Consider the following 24,274-nt stretch of genomic DNA (forward strand, 5'->3'; position numbering starts at 1 on the left):
TCGCGCAAGTGAGGGGCACCGATTGCTGTTCGAGGCAGCTATTCTGTCGACCTCGGCAACTGTTAGCAGTGTTGCCGAGGCTTTTTCTCTGCCAGAAATCACTTTTCAGGTGGTCGTCGCCGGTGAGCCCGTCACCGTTACGGCCAGAACGGCCGATGCTCCCGTGACCTCGCTCGGCGGCGACGCGAACGGTTCGGCCTCCGCGCCGTCATCGGTCGCGGCCGTCGACCCCGCCGCGCTCCCACGGCTTCGAGGCATGTCGCTCCTCGAGCAGCTCGCGCTGCTTCCCTCCGACTCCCTCTCGGAGTTCGTCACGGTGAACTCCGAGGTGGTGACCGAGTTCATCGCCTCGCAGCCATCCGCCTCGCAGGTGAGCGAGTGGTGGGCGCGCACCGACATCGACACCCGCAGCACCTTCCTCGACGCTGCGCCCACCCTTGTCGGCAACCTCGAGGGTGTGCCGTTCAGCCTGCGCGACTACGCCAACCGCCACGCGCTCGAGGCCGCGACCGCCCACCTCCACGCGCAGGCCGAGTCCTCTGGCAGCCGAAGCAGGCTCATCGAGGCGAGCGGCACGAGTCACATGCTCGAGCAGATCAGCGACGCGCTCGTGGCGGAGCCAGGGCAGCCGGCCAGGTACCTGCTGAGCCTCGACACCTCGGGGGCTGGCACGGCATCCATTGTGATCGGCAGCATCGAATCGGCCGACTACGTCAGCTACCTCGTGCCCGGCATGTTCTACACGGTCGACGGCCAGATGGTTCCGTGGGTCGCCGCCGCCCAGTCGCTCTACGACTCGCAGACCGCGTGGATCGACCGCTTGAGCGCCATCGATCCCGCGCTCACCGATGCGACGGTGGCGACGGTCGCGTGGCTCGGCTACGAGACTCCCAGCATGGTGAACTTCACCTCCCTCGACCTCGCCTACGGCGGACGCGACGCGATCGCCTCGACGGTCAACGGAATCCGCGAGCTGCGGGCAGGCGACCAGCCGTTCCTCTCGCTCGTCGCGCACTCCTACGGCTCGACCGCCACGATGATGGCGCTCACCGACTACGGCATCGAGGTCGACGCCCTCGCCCTCATCGGATCCCCGGGCACGGCGGCCTCAACCGCAGCAGACCTGCACGTGGTCGGCAACAACGTGTTCGTCGGCGAGGCCGCGTGGGACCAGATCGAAGACACCTCGTTCTTCGGCACCGACCCGGGGTCTGAGGCGTTCGGGGCGCACGCGTTCAGCGTCGACGGCGGCACCGACCCGCTCACGGGCGAGCAGCTCGGCGCCTCGACGGGCCACAACGCCTACCTCGACGCCGGCTCCGAGTCGATGCGCAACCTCGCGCTCATCAGCCTTGGTCGTGGATACCTCGTGACGACCGACTCGTCGGTCGCCCCCGTGCCGCGCGGCTTCGGTAGCGCGCGCTGAGCGGCGCACGGTGTGCATGGCGCGCGCTGAGCGGGGCGCGCTGAGCCCGGCGCGCTGGCCCCGAGTAATCTGCGCCCCGGAGCCACCCCGGTAGAATCGCTGGGTATCCCCGCACTACCGGCTGGAGTCCCGTTGTCTGAAATCACCCCCGACGTGGTCGCGCATCTCGCGAACCTCGCCCGGATCGCCCTCACCCCGGCAGAGATCGAGAAGCTCACGGGCGAGCTCGGCGCGATCGTCGACTCCGTGGCCAAGGTGAGCGAGGTGGCGACGCCCGATGTTCCGGCGACGAGCCACCCGATCCCGATGTCGAACGTGTTCCGCGACGATGTGCCAGGGGTCACGCTCACGACCGAGCAGGCGCTCGCCGGGGCTCCAGAGCACGACGGCTCCCGCTTCAAGGTGAGCGCGATCCTGGGGGAGGAGCAGTAATGATCGACCTGACGCGAATCTCTGCCGCCGACCTCTCCACGCTCCTCGCCTCACGCGAGGTCTCGTCTGTCGAGGCAACGCAGGCGCACCTCGACCGCATCGCCGCGGTCGACGGCGACGTGCACGCCTTCCTCTACGTCTCCGATGCCGCTCTCGACACGGCAGAGGGCATCGACGTCCGCCGCGCCGCGGGGGAGCCCCTCGGCGAGCTCGCCGGCGTTCCCGTGGCGATCAAAGACGTGCTCTGCACCATCGACATGCCGTCGACAGCCGGGTCGCGCATCCTCGAGGGCTGGACGCCGCCGTACGACGCGCACGTCGTCACGCGTCTTCGCGAGGCTGGCCTCATTCCCCTCGGCAAGACCAACATGGACGAGTTCGCCATGGGCTCGTCGACCGAGTTCAGCGCCTACGGGCCAACCCACAACCCGTGGGACCTCGAGCGCATCCCCGGTGGCTCTGGCGGTGGCTCCGCTGCCGCGGTCGCCGCGTTCGAGACCCCGCTGGCCCTCGGCTCCGACACCGGTGGCTCTATTCGCCAGCCCGCAGCAGTGACCGGCTCGGTGGGCGTCAAGCCGACCTACGGCGGCGTCTCCCGCTACGGCGCGATCGCCCTTGCGTCGTCGCTCGACCAGGTCGGCCCCGTCACGCGCACCGTGCTCGACGCCGGCCTCCTGCACGACGTCATCGGCGGCTACGACAAGCGCGACTCGACCAGCCTGAAAGACGCATGGCCGTCCTTTGCCGCCGCCGCCCGTGAGGGTGCCGCGGCCGAGAGCCTGAAGGGGCTTCGCGTCGGTGTCGTCAAGGAACTGGATGCCCCGGGCTTCCAGCCCGGCGTCTCGCAGCGCTTCCACGAGGCGCTCGAGCTGCTCGCTGCCAACGGCGCGGAGATCGTCGAGGTCAGCGCACCCAACTTCGAGTACGCCGTCGCGGCGTACTACGTGATCCTCCCCGCCGAGGCCTCGAGCAACCTCGCCAAGTTCGACTCCGTGCGCTTCGGCCTGCGCTCGAAGACCGCGGGAACGGTCGAGGATGTCATGGCCGCGACCCGCGAGGCCGGCTTCGGCGACGAGGTCAAGCGCCGCATCATCCTCGGCACCTACGCGCTGAGCGCCGGCTACTACGACGCCTACTACGGCAGCGCGCAGAAGGTGCGCACGCTGATCCAGCGTGACTTCGCCTCGGCGTTCGAGAAGGCCGATGTGCTCGTGTCGCCCGCTGCGCCGACGACCGCGTTCCGCATCGGCGAGAAGGTCAACGACCCGCTGGCCATGTACCTCAACGACGTGACGACGATCCCGGCGAACCTCGCCGGCATCCCGGGCATGGGCCTGCCGATGGGGCTCGCCCCAGAGGACGGCCTGCCGACCGGCTTCCAGATCATGGCGCCGGCCCACGAAGACGCCCGTCTCTACCGCGTCGGTGCAACCCTCGAGCGCCTGCTCGAGCAGAAGTGGGGCCACACCCTCATCAGCCAGGCGCCCGACCTCTCGGCGACAGAGATGTTCACCGCGGGCAGCGGAGCCGTCTAGCTCTGCGCCTGTTCGGTCGTCACGACGAGCTTGCCGACGGCCTCGCCCGACTCCATCACGGCGTGCGCCTGAAGGATCTCGTCGAAGCCGAACACGCGATGGATTGGCACGACCGCGCGACCGGCGACAACCGCGTCGAGGAACGCCTGCAGCACCGCAGGCGGCAGGTCGCTCGCGTCCCCGTGGTACCCGGCGAGGCGCACCCCGCGCGGCAGGTCGTCGTTCGGGTAGAAGTCGGGCAGCGTCCACTGGTTCGAGAGCATGCCGGTGAAGCAGACCACGCCGTGGTAGCGAGTGGATCGCAGCGTGTCTGGCAGGGTCGGCGCACCGACCAGCTCGAGGGCGACATCCACGCCGTCTGGCAGGATCGCGCGCACCTGCGCCTCGACGCTGCCATCGTCGATCAACACGTGGTCGACGCCGATCGCGCGCATGGCCTCCGCCTTGGCCGGGTTGCGCGTGGTCGAGAGCACGGTCATGCCCTGCAGCTTCGCGAGCACCGTCGTTGTCATGCCGACCGATGACGTGCCACCGCGGATGAGGATCGACTGTCCGGGCTGCGCGTCGAGTCCGACGGTCAAAGAGCCGTGGGCGGTCTGCAGCATCTCGGGCACCGCTCCGAGGGTCGCCCAGTCGAGCCCGCTCGAGAACGGCACGACCTGGCTGGCCGGCACGAGCGTGTACTCGGCGTAGCCGCCGTCGATCTGGCGCCCCATGCCGCCCATCATCGCGACGACCTGCTGGCCGACGGCGAACTCGCCGCCCGGGGCATCCGCGACGACGCCGGCCGCCTCGATGCCGGGCACCCGCGGAAAGGTCACGCCGACAGCGAGGCCCATGCGGGTGTGCAGCTCTGAGCGGTTCAGGCCGAACGCCTTCACGCGGATGAGCACCTGGCCTGGCTTGGCCGTGGGGGTCGCGACCTCGCGGGCCACCAGCGCCCCCGGCCGCTCGACGGTTCCCGGTGCGTCGAGCACGATCGCCCGCATCGTCTGCCTGGGGGTGGGCACCGGCCCCAGAGTCACTTCCGGCCCCGCGGTCACTTGCGAACCCGCGGTCGCCTCCGAACCCGCCGTCACTTCCGGCCCCGCAGCGTCGCGAGGGTCGTGCCGAGCTGCTCGAGCTGGGCCGGCGAGGCGTCGAAGCGCAGCTCGAGCTCGCTCTCGAAGGTGCGGGTGGCTGCCGCGTAGGCGTCGTGGCCATCCGCGGTGAGCTCGATGAAGGATGACCGCCCATCGGCCGGGTTGGCGCGCCGTTCGCAGTGGCCAGCCGCCTCGATGCGGTCGACGAGCTTGCTCGCACCTCCCATGGTGATGACCATGTCCTCGGCAATATCGATCAGGCGGGCCTCGTCGGTCTGCGAGAGGAATCGCATGACCTGGAACCGCGCGAGCGTCAGGTCGTTCTCGTCTCGCAGGCGAGCATCCACCGCGTTCCACAGCTCGATCTGGAACCGCACGAGGTCGTCGAATATGGGGGAGAGGTCGGGCATGGGTGTCCTTCCAAATAGTTACCGTGGAAAGTAACGTAGCACATGCTTTCTATGGAAACTACTCGGCTTGACGTTCCCGAAAGGCCAGTTGGTTCATCCGGTTGCCGCAGCGCACGCTGCAGAAGCGCTTCGAGCCGTTGCGCGAGAGGTCGAGCACGAGGCCCTCGCAGTCGTCGGCCTCGCACTCCCGCATGCGCTCCGTCTCGCCAGAGCGGATGACGTCGGCGAAGGCGATCGCGAACTCGACGCGGATGCGCTCGGCGAGCGGCGCATCCGGCTCTGTCGCGTGCAGGTGCCAGTCGTAGTGGTCGTGCTTGACGAGATAGGGGAGGGCACCGGCGTCGCGCAGCATCGCGTTGACCTCGCGCACCTGGTCGGGGGCAGGCATTGTCCAGACCCGCTTGATCAGGTCGCGCGCCGCCCGCACTTCTGCCAGCTCGCGCTCGTCGCGATCGAACCGACCGGTGTAGGTGAACGACTCGCAAAGGGCGCGCAGCGACGGGATGTCGAGCTCGTCAACGCCGCTGCGAGTCACCGCGGGATGCGTGTCGACCAGGGCGACGGCAAACCGCAGGGTCTCCTCGCTGTCAGGGGCAAAACGCAATTTGACTCCTTATTTCATCGAGTCGTAGTGTCAGGGGTATAGGCCACGATAGGTCATGACAAGGGGGATACTCGTGAAGCAGCACTCGACGACAGCAGGGCTCATCGTCGCGGTCGTCGCGGCTTTCACGTTCGGAACCTCCGGCGCCCTGGTCAAGCCGCTTCTCGAGGCGGGCTGGAGCCCGGCCGCTGCGGTCACCGCCCGCGCCCTCATCGGCGGTATCGTGCTGCTTCCCGTCGCGCTCTGGATGGTGCGCGGCCGCTGGCAGGCGGTCCGCCGCGCCACGTGGCGCATCCTCGTCATGGCGACGATCGGTGTGGCTGGCACGCAGCTGGCCTACTTCGCGTCGGTTCAGCGTATTCCCGTCAACACCGCCATCCTCATCGAGTACATGGCGCCGCTGCTGCTCGTCGCCGTCGTCTGGGCCACCACCCGACGGATGCCGAAGGTCGTCGTTCTCGTCGGCTCGGCCATCGCGCTCGGCGGCCTCGTTCTCGTCGTCTCGCCCGGCGGAGCCGGCAGCTTCGACCCCCTCGGCCTCGGCTTCGCGGCCATCGCCATGGTGGGCTGCGCGATCTACTACGTGCTCGCGGCCAAGCCGAGCGACGGGCTGCCGCCCGTGGCGCTCGCCGCCTTCGGCCTGCTCGGGGGTGGCGTCTCGCTCGGGGCCGTCGGCCTCCTCGGTATCGTTCCGTTCACGGCGACGACGCGGGATGTCGAGATGCTCGGAGCACCGCAGCCGTTCTGGGTGCCCCTCGTGATCGTCGGCGTTGTTGCGACGGCGATCGCCTACGCCGCGAGCATCACCGCATCCGAGATGCTCGGGTCGCGGCTCGCATCCTTCGCCGGCTTGCTCGAGGTCGTTGCCGCGGCCCTCTACGCGTTCCTGCTTCTCGGTGAGGGGCTCACGCTTCCGCAGTTGCTCGGGGGTGTGCTGATCCTCGCTGGTATCGCGTTCGTGCGATCGGAGCGGGTCGAGGCTGAGCAGGCTATAGCCGCCACGGAGTTCGCGGAAGCTTCGACATAGACCCTTTCGTCTTCCCTCTAACGGGGGGTATGGTCGATGGCACTGTGTCGGCGACCGACGCCGGCCCTCACGAAGGGTAACCACGTGCTGATCAAAAGAAGAGGCCGCATTCTGGCCGCAACATCCCTCTCTGCGGCCCTTGTGGTCGCCGGCGTCGCGGCACCCGCGGTCGCCGGGAACGGACATGGCTCCAACGCCACGTCGAGCTCTGCATCGCTGCGCACGGCCGTCAAGGCCAGCAGCATCATCACTCACCTCACAGCGCTGCAGGCCGCGGCCGACGCGAACGGCGGCACCCGTGCCGCGGGCACCCCTGGCCACGTCGCCTCGGCGGAGTACATCGAGCAGAAGCTGCAGAAGGCCGGATACACGACCACGCGGCAGCCGTTCAGCTACACGAAGGTCATCGTCGACCTCGCGGCGCTGACGCAGACGGCTCCGACTGTCGTCGACTACACCTACCCCGACGAGTTCTATCCCATGGACTACACGGCCTCTGGCGACGTGACCGCTGCCATCGCGCCGGTCGACGTCAACCTCCTCGGCGACAGGGCATCCACGAGCGGCTGTGAGCCGGAGGACTTCGCCGGCTTCGTGGCTGGATCCGTCGCGCTTATTCAGCGCGGATCGTGCAACTTCGCGGTGAAGGCCGCGAACGCGGAGGCTGCCGGAGCCGCGGCGGTCATCGTGTTCAACCAGGGCAACGACGTGCCAGGCGACGACCGCTTCGGTGTCGTGCAGGGAACGCTCGGTGAGCCGGGCATCCTGATTCCTGTCGTTGGCACGACCTTCGCCATCGGTGAGAGCCTGGCGACGACCGTCGGCTCGACCGTGCGCGTTGCGCTCGCGACGCATGACGAGACCATCGACACGTTCAATGTGCTGGCCGACACCAAGAAGGGCAACCCCGACGAGCTCGTCGTTGTCGGCGGTCACCTCGACAGCGTGCTCGAGGGGCCGGGCATCAACGACAACGGCAGCGGTACTGCCTCGATCCTCGAGACTGCGATCCAGTTCTCGAAGCTCAAGGTCAAGCCGACGAACAAGGTGCGCTTCGCTTTCTGGAGCGGCGAGGAGGACGGCCTGCAGGGCTCGAACTACTACGTCTCGCAGCTGACCGAGGCGCAGATCGCGTCGCACGCGCTCAACCTGAACTTCGACATGGTGGCGTCGCCGAACCCGGTGCGCTTCGTGTACGACGGTGACGGGGATGCGCTCGGCACGGCGGGCCCGGAGGGCTCGGAGGCGATCGAGGACATCTTCCTCACCTACTTCGCCTCGCAGGGCCTGGCGACGGCTCCCACCGACTTCGATGGACGCAGCGACTACTTCGCCTTCATCGAGGCTGGCATTCCGGCCGGTGGCCTGTTCACGGGTGCAGAGGGCATCAAGACGCCGGAGGAGGCCGCCATCTTCGGTGGCACCGCTGGTGAGGCCTATGACCCGTGCTACCACGCGGCGTGCGACACGATCGCCAACATCGACGCGGTCGTGCTGGAGCAGATGGCGGATGCTATTGCTCACGCCACCTTCACCGCGGCAGACGCGAAGGCGCCGGGTCACGGTCACGGGCATGGGCACGGCGGCAACGGACACAACGGCTGGGGCAACGGCCACAGCGGTCACGGTCCTGGGCACCACGGCCACCCGAACAAGAGGTAGCTCGGCTGCCTGAACACCAGGCGGCCTAGTCGTCGCCACTCCTCGAGGAGCGCGGGCTGCGGCTCGCGCTCCTCGTCGCGTTCTGGTCACGTGACTGTCGCGAGCTCCCTCTCCCGCACCTCCCTCTCCCGCACCTCCCTCTCCCGTTCCTCGTTCTCTCGAGCCCGCTCGAGCGTTTGCCTCAGGACGCGCTCGCGCGCCAGCGGGCTCTTCGATGGCATCGGCCTCGGCCGCCGCGACGCCTCTACATCGGCGGGAGGAACGAGCCAGAACTCCGACCCGAGCTGCTCGATGCTCCACCCGTTGTTGTGGAGCAGGAGATGGTGGTGGCGACAGAGCAGGATTCCGTTGCTCACATCCGTCGCCCCGCCGTCGCGGGCCCAGTGGCGGGCGTGGTGCGCCTCCGTCCACGAGGGAGGGCGCTCGCACCCGGGCCAGCGGCATCCACCGTCTCTGATTGCCAGTGCAACCCGCTGGTGGCGAGAGAACAGCCGCTGCTCTCGGCCAAGGTCGAGCGGCCGGCCAGTGGAGTCGACGGTGACCTGCTGCAGCGCCCCGCCGCAGGAGAGCCGCTCGATCGTCTCGATCGACACGGGGGAGGGCTGCCCCTCGACCCAGCCGCGGCCAGTGCGGGCGCCCAGCGCGGATGCCGTGACGATGACGCGCACCACCGGGGCTCCGGTCGACAGAAGCCGCGAGGAGTCGTTGGCTGCCCCCTGTCGCAGCAGCTCAAGGAAGACGTCGGACGCGAGCTGCTCTGTCGTGCGCGCGTCGGCGAGCACGGCATCGCTGATCGACGCATCGTCGGAGTTGACGAACCTCGGGCCGCCCCGGCGGGGAGACGTGGCACGATCGAGCAGCTCGGAGCAGACGGCGGCGGACTCGGGGTCGAGCAGCCAGGTGAGTCGCGACATGCCGTCGGGCAGTCGGGTGATGCGCAGCGACCGTTGCCGCCGCTGGGCCCGCTCTCGATCGGCGATTCCGGCCTCGTCTAGCGCGTCACGCTCCTCGCGCGCGCGCCGGTACAGCTGGTCGGCATCGACGCCGAGCGAGCCGCCGGGGGAGCCGCCGAGCGAGCCGCCAGAGAAGCCGCCGAGCGAGCAGAGCCTCGACGCGGCGCTCTCGAGCTCTGCCGCTGACACTGCCGCCGACGGCTCGCCGAGACCCGCGCGGATGGCGTCTGCACCCGCCGCCGAGATACCCGCGGAGACGAGCGCAGCCGACACCGGCCGCAGCCACGGCTGGGTTGGGGTGGGTAGGGCGCCATCCACGACGATCGACCCCACGCGAACCGCGTGCGACGCCTCGTGCTTCGTCGAACCGGTGGCGACGCGCACCAGCTCCTCTGGTGTGCGGAACCCGGATCGCTGCGCAAGCCCAGAATGACCGAGCGATCGCGAAGAACGACGCGCAACCTCCCCGGCCAGGAGTGCGGCGTGCGTAGACGCGAGCCGCTGCAGGGTCGCGGCGACGGCCACCTGCCGCATGAGGGTGTCGTCGCCGAGGGCACCGATGATGTCGATAGACAGAGGCACAGCCTCGAGCGCCTGCACCGCTGCGGCGGTGAGCGATTCGAGTGTCGCGGTCATGCATCCATTTTCCCATTGTCGAACGTATGTTCGATAGTCCGAATGCCACTCTCGGGAGCGGCCTGTGGAGGAGGGGAGCTGTGGAGGAGAGGAGCCGCGGGGAGAGGGAGAGAGAGAGAGAGAGAGAGAGAGAGAGAGAGGAGCCGCGAGAGGAACTACCGGCAGAGGACAAGAGCCGTGGCACGCACAGCACCCCGCGAATCCACCCCAACAACCCCCCGATAGAATCGAGACCATGGCCAAGGCAGAACTCATGGATTACGACAAGGCCCTCGAACTCTTTGAGCCTGTGCTCGGTTTCGAGGTGCACGTCGAGCTCAACACCCAGACCAAGATGTTCAGCGACGCGCCCAACCCCGCTGCGCTCGGCAATGTGCACGCCGAGCCCAACACCTACATCACTCCGGTCGACCTCGGCCTGCCTGGCAGCCTGCCCGTCGTCAACGAGAAGGCCGTGCGCTACAGCATCAGCCTTGGCCTCGCCCTCGGCTGCAGCATCGCGCCGACGAGCCGCTTCGCGCGCAAGAACTACTTCTACCCCGACCTCGCCAAGAACTACCAGATCAGCCAGTACGACGAGCCGATCGCCTTCGACGGCCAGGTCGAGATCGAGCTGGCGAGCGGCAAGGTCGTCACCATCGAGATCGAGCGCGCCCACATGGAGGAGGACGCCGGCAAGCTCACCCACGTCGGCGGTTCCACCGGCCGCATCCAGGGGGCAGAGTACTCGCTCGTCGACTACAACCGCGCTGGCGTGCCCCTCGTCGAGATCGTCACGAAGATGATCCCCGGCACGGAGCACGACGCGCCGGAGGTCGGCAAGGCCTATGTGAGCGCCATCCGCGACATCGTCGTTGCCCTCGGCATCAGCGAGGCCAAGATGGAGCGCGGCAACCTCCGCTGCGACGCCAACATCTCGCTGAGCCCCCGCGGCAGCGGCAAGCTCGGCACCCGCACCGAGACCAAGAACGTCAACTCGCTGCGCAGCGTCGAGCGCGCCATCCGCTACGAGATCCAGCGCCAAGCCGCCATTCTCGCCAAGGGCGGCACCATCATCCAGGAGACCCGCCACTGGCACGAAGACACGGGCCAGACTAGCGCGGGCCGCCCCAAGAGCGACGCGGATGACTACCGCTACTTCCCAGAGCCAGACCTCCTTCCCGTCGAGCCAAGCCTCGAACTCATCGAGGAGCTGCGAGCCCAACTGCCCGAAGCGCCATCCATTCGCCGCAAGCGTCTCAAAGAGTCGTGGGGCTTCACCGACCTCGAGTTCCAAGATGTGCTGAACTCCGGCCTGCTCGTCGAGGTGGAGGAGACGGTGGCCGCCGGCGCCGCCCCCGCCCAGGCCCGCAAGTGGTGGACCGGCGAGATCGCCCGCCTCGCCAATGCCGCAGGCGTAGACGCGAGCACACTGGTAGCCCCGATCCACGTCAGCGAGCTCGTCGCCCTGGTCGAGAGCGGTGAGCTCACCGACCGCCTCGCGCGCCAGGTGCTCGAGGGCGTCGTCGCCGGCGAGGGAAGCCCGACCGAGGTTGTCGAAAGCAGGGGCCTGAAGGTCGTCTCCGACGACGGAGCCCTCATCGCCGCCATCGACGAAGCGCTCGCCGCCCAGCCCGACGTGCTCGAGAAGATCCGCGACGGCAAGGTGCAGGCCGCCGGCGCCGTCATCGGTGCCGTCATGAAGGCCATGAAGGGCACGGCCGACGCGGCCCGCGTGCGCGAGCTCGTGCTTGAGCGCGCCAACGCCTAGGTCATCCTCGCGACTGACTCGCCCCCGCGAGCATGCACATACGGTGGATGGATGGACACCCAGCCGCTGACCCTGCCCGTCGCGCCGGTACGCACGAGGGTGCCACTCGTCGTCGCAACCGCAAGTTACGTCGCCCTCATCGGCTGGATCACCCTGAGCACCGCCGACGACGGCAGCGCCGTGCGCGCGTCGTCAACGTGGATCATTCGCATGCTCGAGCGCCTTCCCATCGGCGTCAGCGGCGAGCAGTGGGAGTTCGCCCTCAACATCGTCATGTTCATGCCGCTCGGGCTGCTGCTCGTGCTCACCTTCGGCGCCCGTTTCTTCTGGGTCGCGGCCCTCGGCGGCATCGCCCTCAGCCTCTCGCTCGAGGGGCTGCAGCAGTTCATCCCGTCTCGCGTGCCCGACGCCCGCGACCTCCTCGCCAACGGACTCGGCGGCATCATCGGCATGTTCTTCGGGCTGGCGCTGCTGGCGATGGCAGGCAACCGCGGGCGCTAGAAAGCTGGTCGATCGGCCAGATATCGGCGTTGCTTGACGGGCGCTCTGAGCTTGTTACCGCCGGTGTCTCGCTTGACGTGCGAAAGACTAAGGCGTCGGCTCCAAGTCCACCGCTGGCGGGCCCTCGGGAACGACAGGCAGCCCCCGACTGAGAATCGCGTCGAGCACGCGGTACGCTTTCGCCTCGAGCACCTCACCCGGGAAGAAGCTTTCGAAGAGCTCGTCGGCAGCCTCGACCGAGTCGACGCCGCAGATGGCCATGAGGTCGGCAATATCGTCAGTGTCGCGCCCGGCTCGACTTGCGCGGAGCTTCATGGCGAGCAAGGTCGGGGCGGATGCGACCCAGACCGAGACGGAACCGTCGTCGTAGAGCGACTCCCACTCGGCATCCCTAGCGATAGGGATGAAGCCGGCGGCGCTGGTGTTCAGCCAGTCCGACGGCCAGTCGCGTCGCAAGGCGATCCGTTGCGCTACAGCAAGGGTTGGGTCGGCGGGTTGGATGCGAGCGTCGATGTCGACCGTTGTTCGACGCTCGAAGTAGCGCAGCGAGAGGGCCGCGCCGCCGACAATGCGAATGCCAGAGGGTTGCCCGCTCGCAGAGAGTTCGGCCACCAGCTCGCGGAGAGCGTCGATCAGGTCGTCACGGGTCAGTGCAACCATCAGACGCTCTCTAGAGTCTCTCGGTCGATCAGCACTCCACGGGCGAGGAACGCTGGAGGAACGTTCTCACGCGGCACCGACACCACATAGCGACCCGACCCGAACGTCCATGCCTTGCCGAGCCGGTGGGCGGGGGATGCGGCCCAGTCGGGGAGCGGAAGCTGCTCTTCGGTGAGGCGATGGTCGATGAGGGCCGCGAGGGCGGCATCCCATCGCTTGCTGCCCGTGGAGACTGGCTCGCTGATGGTGAGGGCGAAGCGGGTGGCACCGTGCTCTGCCGCGAGGTCGTCGTTGAGCTGGATGAAGTGGCGCACCGCGGTCGCCTCTTCGCCGGCCGCGAGGGCCGTTGCGATCTGCTGCGAGACCGTGGATACATCGGCGCGACGAGTGGGGATAGCGATGAGACTCGAGCCGGTCGATTTGAGAATGCGCTCGACGGTCGCCCAGCTCGGGGCACGCTCGCCACTCTCGATCTGCGACAGGGCAGACTGCGCGACGCCCGACCTCGTACTGAGCGCCTTCTGCGTCAAGCGCGCGCGAAGGCGGGCGCCACGAAGAAGAACTGTCGCTGTCATAAGACCATATTATTACTAGTTCGCTAATTTTGGATAGTAGATGAGCGCACGAGATAGCCGGATCCATCCCGTGCTGCCGAGTGGCGTCGAAGCGCGTCACGGCTGCGGCGGTACAGCTGGAGGCACGGCTGGCGGTTCGACCCCGACATGACGAACGATGACCCTGTGCGACCTTCGGTGACGCCGCGGATGGCAACCGGGAGCCAAGCCCCGTACCGTCGCACCATGACCATCGCCGACACCGCCCCATCCATCGCCGCCGACCGCGCCGCACGCCTCACCGCTGCCGGCTCCGCGTGGGGCGAGCGCATCGCCGCCGACACCTCGTCTGCCCAGCTCACCTACCGCGTCAACGGCTCTGGTGAGGGCTCGGTCGCGAGCCAGATCACCGCGGGCAAGCACAGCTTCCTCGTGGATGAGCCTGCCGCCCTCGCCGGCGACGACCTCGCTGCCAGCCCGGTCGAGTTCGCGCTCGGTGCGCTCGTGTCGTGCCAGATCGTGGTCTACCGCCTCTACGCGCAGGCCCTCGGAATCCAGGTCGACGACATCTCCATCGCCTCAGAAGGCGATCTGGATGCCCGCCGCCTGTTCGGCATCGACGAGTCGGTGCGCGCCGGGTTCAGCGCCGTGCGCCTCGCCGTCACCCTCACCGGCCCAGAGACAGAGGAGCGCTACGACGAGCTGCGCGCCGCCGTCGACGCGCACTGCCCCGTGCTCGACCTCTTCGCCAACGAGACGCCGATCACCGTGACGGTCGCCAAGGGCTGAGCCAATCGTCGGGGCGACGGTCGTAGGCTCGACTCATGCTCGCTGCCTTCTCTGTCGCCCCATCCGTCGCCGGTGCTGACGGCTCCGTGCACGAGGCGGTCGCTGCGGCCGTCAAGGTCGTGCGCGACTCCGGCCTGCCCAACCACACCGACTCGATGTTCACCACCATCGAGGGCGAGTGGGACGAGGTCTTCGCCGTCATCAAAGCGGCAACGGATGCGGTGGCTCAGTTCAGCCCGCGCGTCTCCCTCGTCATCAAGGCCGACATTCGCCCCGGCTACACCGGACAGCTCACCGCCAAGGTCGAGCGCATCGAAGAAGCCCTGCGCGGGGAGTAGCTCCTAGGCGTCGTGGCTGTGGGTCTCAACGCTGTGGTCCTCGACGTCGGGCTCAGCCCGCAGCTCGTCGGCCAGCTCCTCCTCTGGTCGTGGCGCGATCGTCTGGTCTTCTTCAAGCTCCGGGATGCTCGGCTCGTCGGGCTCTGGCACGTGATGCTCGTGGGCGGTGGACATGGCGAATCCTTCGGTCGGTGGCGATTCCAGCCTATTCGGCACCAGCCGTCCACCGGCCAGAGCCTCCCGCTCGCGACGCTCGCTCACGTGAGCGTGAACAACTTCAAATCCGTGGTCTGCAGTGACATGCTCCCGACGGTCGACGAGGCGGCGCTCTCGCCCGTGCTCGCGATCGGCGGCGCGGTCGCAGCGGTACTCGTGATCGCCTTCACCCGCGGACGCCTCGACCACCGCGGCACGCAGGTCTCGGATGTCGAGTTGGGCAAGCCGCAGCTCGTCGGAGCTGCCAGCTGACTGGATGCTCTACTCGAGCCGGTGTGCGCGTCGCCTTTCGGGGCAGCGCGCTTTCTGGCACCAGCGAGGTTGTAACGGGCAACTTCCTGGTCAAGCTCGTTGCTTGGAATACTTGCGATCCCTAAGCGACCGGTGTATCACGGGGTCACATTCGTCTGTCTCCGTATCTGCCTCGGATGTGGGCGGAAAAGTAGCTTCCAATGCTGCCGGCATTCATGAGCGACTCGTAGACGTCACTGGGAACGTTGAAGTACTCGTAGACCGAGCCATCGTGGAATCCCACCTCCAGCCGAGCGCTGAGCTCGTCGTAACCGACTGTGGCTAGGTTTGAACTTGATACCGGTTGCCGGTTCATTGATTCTCCTGTATCTGTTTCGCGATTGATTTGATGGTTTTCTTGCCGCAAGTACGGATGCCCTTTGCGTAACGGCGGGTGCAACCTACTGGCTGTCGCGCCAACGCTTGATGGCTCCCGTTAGCTTGAGTTCCTTCGGGTCTCGAGACCAGCTAGATATGTCGGGATCGTTGCCTTGAGGCCAGGGCGAGGGCGCCTTCAATGACACTCGGCTGGGTAGCGGAAGAGCTTCACCCACTATGAGGGCTTCTCCGGTGCGCAAGCCCGGCAAGATCGCTGTCAGGCCTGAAATTCCGTCCGGGAGTGATGAGGCAATCGTGGCTTGATCGGCATCGTTATTCAGCCTGAGAGCGATGTAGGTCCCAACCTGCGAGAGTGCTGTCCGAGGTAGTTCCGACGGTCGCTGACTGACCAGCATCATCCCTACGCCGTATTTGCGTCCCTCTCGGGCGATCTTCTCCAAGTACTGTTTGGCTAGGCGGTTTGACGACCCGTCGCCAAAGTATCGATGAGCCTCTTCCACCACGATGAGAATCGGGGAGTTCTTGCCGACACCGTCGGCTTCGCCGTGCCAAGCCAATTCGAAAAGCAATCGAAGTATTGTGCCAACCGCCAGTGTCGCGGCGGTCGATGAGACACCGCTGACGTCGAGCAGCGTCACCCGGTCGGACAAACCGAGAAGATTCTCGGCGACGTCACGCATCGGATCCGCTTTTGCGGCTGCGACGAGATCCCCACTCCCGAGAAACTTGAGCTTTGGGTTTGCTAGCGACTTGCGAAGCTGCTCTGGAGCCGTGCCGTATTTCAGCGTCTCCAAGCCCTTGTATGGAGCGGAGTTGACCGGAGAGTGGGGAAGGTAGTTAGACGGAGCGAGACCCGCGGCGGAGCCCGTGGATACAATCGCCGGGATCTTCTTGTCGCTGTCGCTGTACGTGATGCGGTTGGCCGTGTCGAATCTGAACCACACCTCCTGGAGATCGAAAGGGATAGGGGAGTCTGAGGTGATCTCTTCCTCCGAGATTGCCAACCAAGCCGCACTCTTCGCAAACCGTCGTCGTGCTTCAGTCACCATTTCGGCGAATCGATCACGCGCCGCATTCAACGGCGGCGTCTGAGTGAACGCGTCCAAGATGTCGGCTGCCGGAAGGATCCAGTACGGCACGAGTGTGTCGACCGCCGCTGCCAGATCATATATTGCGGCAGACCCCGCCAACGCTGCTGAGTACTCGCCATGACTGTCGATTACAACGACGTTTGCGGACGACCAAGGCCCCTTCACTAGTGACTGAAGGAGACCTGAAACGGCGCTGCTTTTCCCTGACCCTGTTGACCCAACAACTGCCGAGTGCCGCATGACAAGTTTTTCCAAGTCCAGTGACACGCGAACGCCTTGGTTGGCCGTGAGTCGACCCACCTCTATGTGCGCCGAACCCGCGATGGGGTATACAGAATCAAGCTCGTGGCTAGAGATGAAGTGAACTGGGTCATCAATACCAGGATGGTTGCTCACCCCTCGCTGGAATATCCCGAGCGCGTCTATCTCTCCAACCAGCTGAACCTCGATCAGCCTGGTGTTCCCATCAACCTGCTCAGCAGTGTCCTCGGCAACTCCAAGCGACTGTGACAAGGAGAGTCGAGTAACGATTCCCAGCAGCCGGGTCGTGCCCTGCGGAAATAGCACCATGGTTCCGACCTGGCCAACAGTGTGGAGCTGACCCTGCCATATTGGTGAGACACCGGCAAGGTCGTCTTCAAGGCGAACGGCGGCGATGGCCCCACTGACGGCTTGAACACGACCAATAAGTGTCGGCGCGCTACGGCTCATGGTGTGACCTCGCGCGCGTCCTTCTCGTTGTCCACGGAGGCGGACAAGAAAGTAGCGAGCTTCGAAAAATCGCCCAATTCAAAACCGTTGGTTGATGTCCAGAGGCCCGGAGCTTCGGCTGCGGGAGCGACCCAGCTCTGTCTGGCTCCGCCCGAGATCACGGCAGTTGGGCTAGTAGCGATCACGTTCTTTCGTTGGAGTGCGACCTCTTCCAGCGACTGCGGAATCTCTCCATACATTGGGAACACGAACTCGGAACGCGGTCGTGCCCGTATCGCGTCAAAGATAACTTCGTTGACATGTTGGTCACCGAAGCTATAACCGGAGACGACAAGAATGGTTTCTGGCTCCAAGAGGGATCGTCGAAGCCGGTCATGGAGGATCACGTATGGGGCGCGCCGTGAATCGTCATACTTACTTTCCGACGGGTGGATTGCTGCGATTTCGTCGGGGGCCACCACCCGGCCAAGGCGACGGATACCACCACGTTCGTCCCGAGCCCATGAGATTGACCCGTGAAGTTTCCAGACCCTTGTGAAATAACTTGGCATAGCTACCGTGCCGCTGACGCCGATCGCGTCAACCAAATCGGCCCTAAACCCAGCGTTGTACACGCCCAGGAAGCCGTCGAAATAGGCCACAAGCTCGTCCTCAAGCGCGTCCTCAAGCAACAGGTCATAGTTCAAAGTGAAGATCTCGACCGGACGCGTGTATTCACTGGCTCCGACCCAAAGGGCAAACGAGTTAAACGAAGTGCCAGTGGGCTCGATGCCCGTGAAGATTTGCATTATTTCAGTGCAGAGTTTTCGGTCTGCAGCCTGCAACTCTGCTCGCGTCATGCCATCGAACGAATCTCCGTCGCGAAGAATGGCATCTACGCGGCGGAGCCAGGTGAGCCCTTCCTCCACCGTGCGATCCTTCAGGATCGTGGTCAGCGTCGTTTCCCCCAAGTCAGATTCGCGCTCTAAGATCGCAGCTTTGAGGCCAGCGATATCGGGCAATCCGGAGGGCTTGCTTGCGCCTGCTCCCAGCAAGAAAGTGACATGACGCTGTCTGCTACCGAGCTTTTTGGCGAGCAAAGTCGAAAAGTCGATTGGGTCCACGAGTAAATCCTCAGATTCAGGGAAGGTGAAGAATTCCCGGCTATCAGTTCTCTGAGGCCAGTGTGGCTTTGATGGAACGCTCTGACTACATCCCGTTCGGGGGGACTACCGCAACCGCAACATCCGCGACTGTCCCTCTTCCTTCACCTCGACCATCTTCGGCCGTGACTTCACGAAGTCGGTGAAGCTCGAGAAGCCGAGGGCCTTCTCGTTGAACTTGGGGTCCATGCGCTTCATCTGCTGCTTGACGGCGGCGGAGTGCAGCCACTCCTCGTCGTCCTTCTCGAGGCCGAGGCGCAGGGCGCGGGCGAGGAGGCGGGCGGCCTCGTCGCGGTCGGCCTGGAGCTGCTTGGGGGTTGCTGCGGTTGGGGAGGGTTCGATCTCCGAAGCAGGCTCGGACACGGGAGCAGCCGCGGTCGCCGGCTTCGACGCGCGACGGCTTCGTGCGGGGGCGGTGGTTTCGACAGGCTCAACCAGCGGAGCAACCGCCTCGACCGCACGAGCAGCCCGCACCGGCGGCGTCACGCCCGGCAGCGAGTCGTAGTCGGCGAACTCGTTGCAGGCGTCGGCGAGCGACGACGACACCGAGCCGGCCACGCCGATGCCGATGACGTACCGGTCGAGGCGCTTGGCGCGCTGGGCGAGGGAGATGTAGTCCGAGTCGCCGGCGACGATGACGACGTGCGTGATGGTGGGGAGCCTGAAGAGGTCTTCGACGACATCCACTGCCAGTCTGATGTCGGCGCCGTTCTTGGTTGCCGATGTGGGGAACATCTGGGTGAGGTCGACCGCGCGGGAGATGAGCTGGCGCTGGTAGCTCGAGTTGACCGGCAGCGACCAGTCCGCGTAGGCGCGGCTGATCACGATGGTGCCGAAGCTGGATGCGTAGTCGAGGATCGCGCCGATGTCGACCGTGGCGGCATCCAGTCGTGCCTTCATCTCGGCGTTGTCTGGCGTGAACTTGCTCAGTTGCTCGCGGCGGTGGGTCGGATGCACCTGCGAGTACCGCGAGATGATGATGTTGTCGAAGTCGATGTAGACGGCGACTCTGGAATCTGCGGCTTCAGGCATGGGGCAAGTCTGGTGTGTCTAGCTGGATGCCGCCACCAGCGCCCTGCCAGACTCACCGTGTGCCTACCCAATACGCCCTCAATCAGAAGGCGATAGCCGCTGCCATCGCACCGCAGCTCAAGGCGCTCGGCTATCGCAAGCGGGGATCCTCGTTCAACCGTGGCCTGCCCGACGACGTGGTGCACGTGATCGGCCTGCAGGGTGGGCGCTTCGATACCAACCACACCTTCACCGTGAACTTCGCGGTCACCGTGCGCCGCGACGACCAACCGGACTTCCTCACCGAGTCGTCGTGCCGCATGCGAGCGCGAATCGGCGACCTGCTGACCCCACCCACCGACCTCTGGATGAGCCTCGACGACGTGCCGGCGGCCGTCGCCACGATCGAAGGGCTGATGCCGAGGATGCTGGCGATGCTCGATGCGCACCGCACGGTCGCGCAGATCCTCGCGCGCGCCGAGATGCCGGACCGCAGCAAGCCCCCGCACTGGGAAGACAACCCCTGGTACGCCATGCGGCTCTGCCTGAAGCTCGGCGACATGCGCCGGGCACAGATGAACCTCGATCGCGATCTGAAGCAGCCCATGTACCCCGGCAAGCTGCTCAACAAGATCGCGTTCGCGGAGCAGAGCGGTTTGACGGTGCCAAGGGCGCTGAAGAGCTCCCGGGGCAAGGCGAGGAATGCGGCAGCCTACAAAGCGCACGACTTCTACACCTACACGCCGTGGACGGGCCCGATCTAGCCTGGCTGCGAAACCCTAGTCAGCGCAAAACGCACATACGCCCGGTCGGGGGGCACGAGCCAGCGGTGAGCGCCGGTTAGGATCGGCTGGTGGCAGCACGAGCGGGCAAGGGAGCCAGCCAGGAGACCTTCGAGTCGACGCTGCTCGCTGCCCAGCAGGGTTCTGGCTGGGCCTTCACCGCGATCTGGGTCGAGTACGCCCCGGCGGTCGCCGCCTTTCTGCGGGCCCGCGGGTCGCGCGAGCACGACGACCTCACGAGCGAGGTCTTCCTCTCCGTCTTCGACCAGATCGCGGTTTTCCGCGGCGGGCAGGGTGAGTTTCGCTCCTTCGTCTTCTCCGTCGCCTACCGCCGCCTCGTCGACGAACTGCGCATGCGGGCGCGGCGTGGCACCCACGAGGAGTGGACCGCAGACAGCGACCCACGCCAGAGTGCCAGTGCAGAGGACGACGCGACCGCGCGCATCGGCGAGGAGGAGGCGCTGCGCCTGCTCGACATCCTGCCGCCCGACCAGCGCGACGTGATGGTGCTGCGCATCGTCGCCGACCTCACGATCGAGCAGATCGCCGACGTGCTCGGCAAGCGCGAGGGAGCGGTGAAGGCACTGCAGCGCCGCGCCCTGGAAAATCTTAGAAAGAAAATCGGCCAAGGCCGTACCCCTGCGACGGCCTCGAGCGATAGCGGTAGTTGAGATGAGAAACAACCGAAACCCCGACATAGACGCCGCGGCGCTCGCGAAAGGCGAGGCCTCGAACCTCGCGTTCGAGTACGCCGATGTCGCGACTGCCCTGTCGGCGTTTCGCGGTGCCGCTTTCGAGTCGCTTCCGCAGCCCTCAGCGGAGCTGCGGGAGCGACTTGAAAACGGTTCCGACGTTTCCACCTCACCTACAGAGGAAACAATGCGCGCACGCGCAGGGGGAGTACGACGCATGGTTGCATGGCTTGCCGGTCTCGGCATCGCAGCGAAGATCCTGTTGGGAACCACCGTGGCGGTCGCCGCTGTCGGTGGCGTAGGTGCAGCGGGGCTGCTGCCCGGGGGGGCGCAGGAGGTCTTCGACACCGTCGTCTCGACAGAGCAGACGACCCCGCTAGAGCCGACCGACGACCCGTCGACCGCACCGGCAGAGGATGACGCCGATGAGGTGGAGGGCCCAGCCGAGGGCGAGAACTTCGGCAGCTACGTCTCGGAGGAGGCGAAGAACAAGGAGGGCACCGGCCGCGAGTTCGGCCAGCAGATCTCCGACCTCGCCAAGAACAACGGCCAGGGCGCAGACGACTCCGACAGCGATGACACCGACAGCGCCGACGACTCTGACAGCGCTGACAACGAGGAGAGCGACGACAGCACCGACGACTCCACGACACGAGACTCCACCTCTGGACAGGGTTCGGGAAAACCCTCCACCGGTGGCTCGGGCGGTAAGAAGCACTAGCTCTACCGAACCGTTCACAGAAAACGACCCCCTGCCTCGGGTGCGGGGGGTCGTTTCTGTGTGCGGTCACGTCGTCGTCGGCGGTGAGCGCTAGGTTGGTTCGCATGCCTACACTCGTCGTCGAAATCCACGTGCCCCTCACCCCCGACCGCACCGTCGGCGAGGGCGAGAACCCGTTCCCCTGGATCGAAGACCTGCAGGAGTTCACCGAGGGCGTCGAGGAGTCGGGCGAGGCCTTCGTGGTGGAGGAGGGCGACGAGTTCGACGGCTCCTACGTCATCGTGCTCACCGGCGCCGACGAGTCGCAGCTGCTCGGCCTCGCCAACCGCGTCGCGAGCCTGCCCGGCATTCCCACCGGCGTCTTCGCGATGGTCACCGACGACGAGGCAGAAGAGCTCGGGCAGGGCACCCGCATCGACGTGAGCTGACAGTGATAGCCCGCTTCGAAGCAGACCTCTGGCAGTGGCGCGACGGCAGCTGGTGCTTCGTCAGCCTGCCGGTGGAGCTGTCGGAGCAGATCCGCGCTGTGCCGCGTGAGCCAACGCCGGGGTTCGGGTCGCTGAAGGTGTCGGTGACGATCGGGGCGACCGTGTGGGCGACATCCATCTTTCCCGACTCGACATCGGGCACCTACCTGCTGCCTGTCAAGAAGGCGGTTCGCACGGCAGAGTCCATTGCAGTCGGCGACACCGCACGAGTCGAGCTCGAAGTGCTTGCCTAGCGCCGCAGCCGCCACTTCGGCAGCTCGAGCCGCTCGTACTTGGTGCGGATGAGGCAGTACAGCCCGAACAGGATGAGCCCGAGGGCGACCGCGCTGAGCACCACGTTGCCAGACGGAAGGCGTCGCAGCGACTCGAGGGCGCCATCCAGTCCTGCCGCCTCCCGCGGATCTGCTTGGTAGGCCGCAATCAGCAGCAGCACCCCGATGGCCGCGAACGAGATGCCCTTCGCGATGTAGCCGATGCCGCCGATCACGCGGGCCGTGCCCGTGACGACGCGCCGCTCGGTGTCGAGGTCGTCGAGGTAGCGACCGCGAATGCCGATGACGACGAAGACCACGCCGATGGTGAGGATGCCGAGGCCGGCAGCGGCGACCGCCAGGATGCCTCCCGGGCGATCCATCAGCTGCTCGGTGATGTCTTGCGCCTCGCTGTGCTCTGGCGAGGCGCCGAGCGCGAACCGCAGCGCGAGAAAGCCGAGGCCGACGTAGCCGAGCGCCCGCCCGAACGGCTTGGCGCGGGCCAGCCAGGCCGACTTCGATGTGCCGCGGATGATGACGAGCGTCAGCACCTGGAACAGCGCGAGACCGCCGAGACCCGCGACGGCCGCCCACAGCAGCAGGCCGCCGATCGGGCCAGCCGAGAGCTGGGCGAGGGCGCCGTCCTGGTTGGCGGTGCCCTTCTCGCCGAACGCGACCGCGAAGGTGATGATGCCCATGAGGATGTGCAGCACGCCGTTGACCGCGAAACCGGCCCTGGCGAAGGCGTGCATGACGGTGGAGTCCTGCACGCGCACAGCGGTCTTGCGAAGGCGCGTGCGGCGGGACATCCGTCAACAGTATCCGCGACGGCGCAAACCACCCGGGGACTAGCGGTTGTCGCCGGTCATGCGTACAGTCCGGGCATGGACCTGTGGGCGATTCTCATCCCGGCAGCGATCGGTGCGGTGCTCGGCTTCCTGTCGAAGAACCTCGTCGAGGTGCTGGGCAGACGGCACCAGATTCGCACCCGGTGGGACACCCAGCTGCTCAAGCTGTCGATCCAGTTCTCTGAGACCGCTCGCTTTCTGCTCACCAGCGCAGAGAACGGCCTGCCGACGCAGGGGCACCACGACAGCCTTCGTGCCCTCTCAGAGCAGCTGCGACTCATCGGCAACGCCGAGGTGCAGAAGACGTCGCGCTCTGTCATTCACCATGCCTACGCGGTTCGCGGCGAGGCTGAGGGCAAGGTCGACCTGCACGCGGCCCGCTACGGGGGCCGCGGCCCGCGTGAGCGCTACCTCGACGCCCTCGACGGCTTCTACATCGCGTGCCGCCGCCAGCTGCGGGTGCGCCGCCCGGCTGACGTCGAGCGAATCGACCCGATGGATGCCGCGGAGCGATCCGACGACGAGCGCGCCTAGAGCTTCGCGTACTTCGCGCGCACGAAGCAGTAGAGCCCGAAGGCGATGAACCCGAGCGCGACGACGCCGAGCACGACGGGCCCGAACGGCAGCTGGGCCAGCCCCTCGAGCGCCTCGTCGAGGCCGCCCGCCTTCTCTGAGTCGGTGGTGAGCGCGGCGATCGCGAACAGCACGCCAATCGTTGCGAAGGCGATTCCCTTGGCGATGTAGCCGACCGTTCCGATCGCGGTGATGACGCCACGGGTGTGGGCGGGCGGCATCCGCAGGTCGTTCATGAAGCGCCGGGTTGCGCCCTTGATGGCATTGTGCGCGCCGATGGCAACGACCCCCGCTGCGACGAGCAGAAGCAGGGCGACGCCGGCTGGCTGGGCGAGCAGCGTCGCGCTGAGGTCGCTGGGTGCGTCTGACGACGAGCTGTGCCCGAGCGCGACCTCGACCGCCACGAACGTGAGGGCGGCGTAGGCGATGGCGCGGGCGACGCTCGCGAGTCGATCCCAGGCTTTGCGAACCAGCGCGGCCTCGAGCAGGTGGAAGACCGCGAGTCCGGCGAAGCCCGCGGCCATGACCCACAGCAGGAGGTCGCCGAACGGCGTCTCTGCGATGCGGGCAAGAGCGCCGTGCTCGTCGGTCTTCGCGCTCGCGCCGAAGACCGTCGCGATCGCGAGCAGGCCGATCAGGATGTAGAGAACGCCGTCGAGCGCGTATCCGGCCCTCGCGAAGCCCTGGAGTGGTGTGCTCGACTTGACCGAGTTCGCCTTGCTGCGCGTTGTCATCGCATCAGGCTAGGGGCGAAGGCTG

29 protein-coding genes are annotated in these 24,274 nt (G+C 66.5%); 16 read left to right on the forward strand and 13 right to left on the reverse strand.

Going from position 1 to position 24,274, the window contains the following annotated elements; all coding sequences use genetic code 11:
• Nucleotides 1-109 precede the first annotated feature (109 nt).
• From AC14A7_RS10545 to gatA, 3 genes are all read left to right on the forward strand, one after another.
• Nucleotides 110-1,426, forward strand: coding sequence for an alpha/beta hydrolase (locus AC14A7_RS10545; RefSeq protein WP_484008794.1), 1,317 nt, complete (start codon nt 110-112; stop codon nt 1,424-1,426).
• A 132-nt stretch (nt 1,427-1,558) separates the two neighbouring features.
• Nucleotides 1,559-1,858 carry an Asp-tRNA(Asn)/Glu-tRNA(Gln) amidotransferase subunit GatC gene (gene gatC, locus AC14A7_RS10550; RefSeq protein WP_484008796.1) on the forward strand — a complete coding sequence of 100 codons (300 nt, stop codon included), beginning with the start codon at nt 1,559-1,561 and terminating at the stop codon, nt 1,856-1,858.
• Nucleotides 1,858-3,393 (forward strand): Asp-tRNA(Asn)/Glu-tRNA(Gln) amidotransferase subunit GatA, encoded by a 1,536-nt coding sequence (gene gatA, locus AC14A7_RS10555; RefSeq protein ID WP_484008798.1) that lies wholly within the window; start codon nt 1,858-1,860, stop codon nt 3,391-3,393. The genes gatC and gatA overlap by 1 nt, the downstream gene beginning before the upstream one ends.
• On the opposite strand, the gene AC14A7_RS10560 is transcribed toward gatA, so the two are convergent.
• From AC14A7_RS10560 to AC14A7_RS10570, 3 genes are all read right to left on the reverse strand, one after another.
• Nucleotides 3,390-4,403, reverse strand: coding sequence for a zinc-binding alcohol dehydrogenase family protein (locus AC14A7_RS10560; protein WP_484008800.1), 1,014 nt, complete (start codon nt 4,401-4,403; stop codon nt 3,390-3,392). The genes gatA and AC14A7_RS10560 overlap by 4 nt on opposite strands.
• A 65-nt stretch (nt 4,404-4,468) precedes the next feature.
• Complete coding sequence (locus AC14A7_RS10565; protein WP_484008802.1) at nt 4,469-4,885, reverse strand: MarR family winged helix-turn-helix transcriptional regulator; 417 nt, start codon at nt 4,883-4,885, stop codon at nt 4,469-4,471.
• Between the two features lie 58 nt (nt 4,886-4,943).
• The gene (locus AC14A7_RS10570) at nt 4,944-5,489 is read right to left on the reverse strand and encodes a CGNR zinc finger domain-containing protein (RefSeq protein WP_484008804.1); all 546 of its coding nucleotides are present in this window, start codon (nt 5,487-5,489) and stop codon (nt 4,944-4,946) included.
• A 55-nt stretch (nt 5,490-5,544) separates the two neighbouring features.
• On the opposite strand from AC14A7_RS10570, the gene AC14A7_RS10575 reads away from it, so the two are divergent.
• Together AC14A7_RS10575 and AC14A7_RS10580 are read left to right on the forward strand one after the other, a co-directional pair.
• On the forward strand, nt 5,545-6,516 hold the full coding sequence (locus AC14A7_RS10575) for an EamA family transporter (protein ID WP_484008806.1): 972 nt from the start codon (nt 5,545-5,547) through the stop codon (nt 6,514-6,516).
• Between the two features lie 84 nt (nt 6,517-6,600).
• Nucleotides 6,601-8,178 (forward strand): M20/M25/M40 family metallo-hydrolase, encoded by a 1,578-nt coding sequence (locus AC14A7_RS10580; RefSeq protein ID WP_484008808.1) that lies wholly within the window; start codon nt 6,601-6,603, stop codon nt 8,176-8,178.
• 86 nt (nt 8,179-8,264) lie between these two features.
• Here AC14A7_RS10580 and AC14A7_RS10585 read toward each other — a convergent pair whose 3' ends face one another.
• Complete coding sequence (locus AC14A7_RS10585; RefSeq protein ID WP_484008810.1) at nt 8,265-9,767, reverse strand: HNH endonuclease signature motif containing protein; 1,503 nt, start codon at nt 9,765-9,767, stop codon at nt 8,265-8,267.
• A gap of 235 nt (nt 9,768-10,002) precedes the next feature.
• On the opposite strand from AC14A7_RS10585, the gene gatB reads away from it, so the two are divergent.
• Both gatB and AC14A7_RS10595 read left to right on the forward strand, forming a co-directional pair.
• Nucleotides 10,003-11,517 (forward strand): Asp-tRNA(Asn)/Glu-tRNA(Gln) amidotransferase subunit GatB, encoded by a 1,515-nt coding sequence (gene gatB, locus AC14A7_RS10590; RefSeq protein WP_484008812.1) that lies wholly within the window; start codon nt 10,003-10,005, stop codon nt 11,515-11,517.
• A gap of 51 nt (nt 11,518-11,568) precedes the next feature.
• On the forward strand, nt 11,569-12,018 hold the full coding sequence (locus tag AC14A7_RS10595; RefSeq protein ID WP_484008814.1) for a VanZ family protein: 450 nt from the start codon (nt 11,569-11,571) through the stop codon (nt 12,016-12,018).
• Nucleotides 12,019-12,105: 87 nt separating this feature from the next.
• Here the strand turns inward: AC14A7_RS10595 and AC14A7_RS10600 are convergent, their stop codons facing one another.
• Both AC14A7_RS10600 and AC14A7_RS10605 read right to left on the reverse strand, forming a co-directional pair.
• Complete coding sequence (locus AC14A7_RS10600) at nt 12,106-12,678, reverse strand: DUF6036 family nucleotidyltransferase (protein WP_484008816.1); 573 nt, start codon at nt 12,676-12,678, stop codon at nt 12,106-12,108.
• Nucleotides 12,678-13,253 (reverse strand): helix-turn-helix domain-containing protein, encoded by a 576-nt coding sequence (locus AC14A7_RS10605; RefSeq protein ID WP_484008818.1) that lies wholly within the window; start codon nt 13,251-13,253, stop codon nt 12,678-12,680. The genes AC14A7_RS10600 and AC14A7_RS10605 overlap by 1 nt, the downstream gene beginning before the upstream one ends.
• A 225-nt stretch (nt 13,254-13,478) precedes the next feature.
• Here AC14A7_RS10605 and AC14A7_RS10610 point away from each other — a divergent pair, with 225 nt between their 5' ends.
• Both AC14A7_RS10610 and AC14A7_RS10615 read left to right on the forward strand, forming a co-directional pair.
• A complete protein-coding gene (locus tag AC14A7_RS10610) occupies nt 13,479-14,021 on the forward strand; it encodes an OsmC family protein (protein ID WP_484008820.1) in 543 nt (180 codons plus the stop codon).
• A gap of 35 nt (nt 14,022-14,056) precedes the next feature.
• Nucleotides 14,057-14,359 (forward strand): thiamine-binding protein, encoded by a 303-nt coding sequence (locus tag AC14A7_RS10615; protein WP_484008822.1) that lies wholly within the window; start codon nt 14,057-14,059, stop codon nt 14,357-14,359.
• A 3-nt stretch (nt 14,360-14,362) separates the two neighbouring features.
• Here the strand turns inward: AC14A7_RS10615 and AC14A7_RS10620 are convergent, their stop codons facing one another.
• The gene (locus AC14A7_RS10620) at nt 14,363-14,533 is read right to left on the reverse strand and encodes a hypothetical protein (RefSeq protein WP_484008824.1); all 171 of its coding nucleotides are present in this window, start codon (nt 14,531-14,533) and stop codon (nt 14,363-14,365) included.
• Nucleotides 14,534-14,620: 87 nt separating this feature from the next.
• Here AC14A7_RS10620 and AC14A7_RS10625 point away from each other — a divergent pair, with 87 nt between their 5' ends.
• Entirely contained in the window at nt 14,621-14,827 is a 207-nt protein-coding gene (locus tag AC14A7_RS10625) for a hypothetical protein (RefSeq protein ID WP_484008826.1), read from the forward strand.
• A 145-nt stretch (nt 14,828-14,972) separates the two neighbouring features.
• Here AC14A7_RS10625 and AC14A7_RS10630 read toward each other — a convergent pair whose 3' ends face one another.
• The 4 genes from AC14A7_RS10630 to AC14A7_RS10645 form a co-directional block, all read right to left on the reverse strand.
• Entirely contained in the window at nt 14,973-15,182 is a 210-nt protein-coding gene (locus AC14A7_RS10630) for a KTSC domain-containing protein (protein WP_484008828.1), read from the reverse strand.
• A gap of 85 nt (nt 15,183-15,267) precedes the next feature.
• A complete protein-coding gene (locus AC14A7_RS10635; protein ID WP_484008830.1) occupies nt 15,268-17,007 on the reverse strand; it encodes an ATP-binding protein in 1,740 nt (579 codons plus the stop codon).
• Nucleotides 17,004-18,110 carry an SIR2 family protein gene (locus tag AC14A7_RS10640; protein WP_484008832.1) on the reverse strand — a complete coding sequence of 369 codons (1,107 nt, stop codon included), beginning with the start codon at nt 18,108-18,110 and terminating at the stop codon, nt 17,004-17,006. Before AC14A7_RS10640 ends, AC14A7_RS10635 begins: the two co-directional genes overlap by 4 nt.
• A 105-nt stretch (nt 18,111-18,215) precedes the next feature.
• Nucleotides 18,216-19,181 carry an NYN domain-containing protein gene (locus tag AC14A7_RS10645; RefSeq protein WP_484008834.1) on the reverse strand — a complete coding sequence of 322 codons (966 nt, stop codon included), beginning with the start codon at nt 19,179-19,181 and terminating at the stop codon, nt 18,216-18,218.
• Nucleotides 19,182-19,240: 59 nt separating this feature from the next.
• Between AC14A7_RS10645 and AC14A7_RS10650 the strand changes: the two genes are divergently transcribed.
• The 5 genes from AC14A7_RS10650 (at nt 19,241) to AC14A7_RS10670 (ending at nt 22,076) form a co-directional block, all read left to right on the forward strand.
• Complete coding sequence (locus AC14A7_RS10650) at nt 19,241-19,924, forward strand: DUF4304 domain-containing protein (protein ID WP_484008836.1); 684 nt, start codon at nt 19,241-19,243, stop codon at nt 19,922-19,924.
• 89 nt (nt 19,925-20,013) lie between these two features.
• A complete protein-coding gene (locus AC14A7_RS10655) occupies nt 20,014-20,613 on the forward strand; it encodes an RNA polymerase sigma factor (protein WP_484008838.1) in 600 nt (199 codons plus the stop codon).
• A gap of 1 nt (nt 20,614) precedes the next feature.
• The gene (locus AC14A7_RS10660; RefSeq protein ID WP_484008840.1) at nt 20,615-21,355 is read left to right on the forward strand and encodes a hypothetical protein; all 741 of its coding nucleotides are present in this window, start codon (nt 20,615-20,617) and stop codon (nt 21,353-21,355) included.
• 104 nt (nt 21,356-21,459) lie between these two features.
• Nucleotides 21,460-21,783: a glutamyl-tRNA amidotransferase gene (locus AC14A7_RS10665; RefSeq protein ID WP_484008842.1), complete on the forward strand. Its 324-nt coding sequence runs from the start codon at nt 21,460-21,462 to the stop codon at nt 21,781-21,783.
• 2 nt (nt 21,784-21,785) lie between these two features.
• Nucleotides 21,786-22,076 (forward strand): DUF1905 domain-containing protein, encoded by a 291-nt coding sequence (locus AC14A7_RS10670; protein WP_484008843.1) that lies wholly within the window; start codon nt 21,786-21,788, stop codon nt 22,074-22,076.
• On the opposite strand, the gene AC14A7_RS10675 is transcribed toward AC14A7_RS10670, so the two are convergent.
• Nucleotides 22,073-22,903, reverse strand: coding sequence for a DUF1206 domain-containing protein (locus AC14A7_RS10675; protein WP_484008845.1), 831 nt, complete (start codon nt 22,901-22,903; stop codon nt 22,073-22,075). The genes AC14A7_RS10670 and AC14A7_RS10675 overlap by 4 nt on opposite strands.
• Nucleotides 22,904-22,978: 75 nt before the next feature.
• On the opposite strand from AC14A7_RS10675, the gene AC14A7_RS10680 reads away from it, so the two are divergent.
• Nucleotides 22,979-23,476, forward strand: coding sequence for a hypothetical protein (locus AC14A7_RS10680; protein ID WP_484008847.1), 498 nt, complete (start codon nt 22,979-22,981; stop codon nt 23,474-23,476).
• Here the strand turns inward: AC14A7_RS10680 and AC14A7_RS10685 are convergent.
• Entirely contained in the window at nt 23,473-24,249 is a 777-nt protein-coding gene (locus AC14A7_RS10685) for a DUF1206 domain-containing protein (RefSeq protein WP_484008849.1), read from the reverse strand. The two genes, AC14A7_RS10680 and AC14A7_RS10685, sit on opposite strands and share 4 nt — an antisense overlap.
• Nucleotides 24,250-24,274: the final 25 nt, after the last annotated feature.

Source organism: Conyzicola sp. (assembly GCF_057073975.1).

Bases quoted from the DNA above. Each gene is read 5' to 3' on its own strand.
- AC14A7_RS10615 (WP_484008822.1), top strand. From the start codon at position 14,057: ATGCTCGCTGCCTTCTCTGTCGCCCCATCCGTCGCCGGTGCTGACGGC.
- AC14A7_RS10685 (WP_484008849.1), bottom strand. From the start codon at position 24,249: ATGACAACGCGCAGCAAGGCGAACTCGGTCAAGTCGAGCACACCACTC.
- gatA (WP_484008798.1), top strand. From the start codon at position 1,858: ATGATCGACCTGACGCGAATCTCTGCCGCCGACCTCTCCACGCTCCTC.
- AC14A7_RS10620 (WP_484008824.1), bottom strand. From the start codon at position 14,533: ATGTCCACCGCCCACGAGCATCACGTGCCAGAGCCCGACGAGCCGAGC.
- AC14A7_RS10630 (WP_484008828.1), bottom strand. From the start codon at position 15,182: ATGAACCGGCAACCGGTATCAAGTTCAAACCTAGCCACAGTCGGTTAC.
- AC14A7_RS10575 (WP_484008806.1), top strand. From the start codon at position 5,545: ATGACAAGGGGGATACTCGTGAAGCAGCACTCGACGACAGCAGGGCTC.
- AC14A7_RS10610 (WP_484008820.1), top strand. From the start codon at position 13,479: ATGACCATCGCCGACACCGCCCCATCCATCGCCGCCGACCGCGCCGCA.
- AC14A7_RS10565 (WP_484008802.1), bottom strand. From the start codon at position 4,885: ATGCCCGACCTCTCCCCCATATTCGACGACCTCGTGCGGTTCCAGATC.
- AC14A7_RS10660 (WP_484008840.1), top strand. From the start codon at position 20,615: ATGAGAAACAACCGAAACCCCGACATAGACGCCGCGGCGCTCGCGAAA.
- AC14A7_RS10680 (WP_484008847.1), top strand. From the start codon at position 22,979: ATGGACCTGTGGGCGATTCTCATCCCGGCAGCGATCGGTGCGGTGCTC.
- AC14A7_RS10605 (WP_484008818.1), bottom strand. From the start codon at position 13,253: ATGACAGCGACAGTTCTTCTTCGTGGCGCCCGCCTTCGCGCGCGCTTG.
- AC14A7_RS10635 (WP_484008830.1), bottom strand. From the start codon at position 17,007: ATGAGCCGTAGCGCGCCGACACTTATTGGTCGTGTTCAAGCCGTCAGT.
- AC14A7_RS10645 (WP_484008834.1), bottom strand. From the start codon at position 19,181: ATGCCTGAAGCCGCAGATTCCAGAGTCGCCGTCTACATCGACTTCGAC.
- AC14A7_RS10665 (WP_484008842.1), top strand. From the start codon at position 21,460: ATGCCTACACTCGTCGTCGAAATCCACGTGCCCCTCACCCCCGACCGC.
- AC14A7_RS10595 (WP_484008814.1), top strand. From the start codon at position 11,569: ATGGACACCCAGCCGCTGACCCTGCCCGTCGCGCCGGTACGCACGAGG.
- AC14A7_RS10585 (WP_484008810.1), bottom strand. From the start codon at position 9,767: ATGACCGCGACACTCGAATCGCTCACCGCCGCAGCGGTGCAGGCGCTC.
- AC14A7_RS10600 (WP_484008816.1), bottom strand. From the start codon at position 12,678: ATGGTTGCACTGACCCGTGACGACCTGATCGACGCTCTCCGCGAGCTG.
- AC14A7_RS10675 (WP_484008845.1), bottom strand. From the start codon at position 22,903: ATGTCCCGCCGCACGCGCCTTCGCAAGACCGCTGTGCGCGTGCAGGAC.
- gatB (WP_484008812.1), top strand. From the start codon at position 10,003: ATGGCCAAGGCAGAACTCATGGATTACGACAAGGCCCTCGAACTCTTT.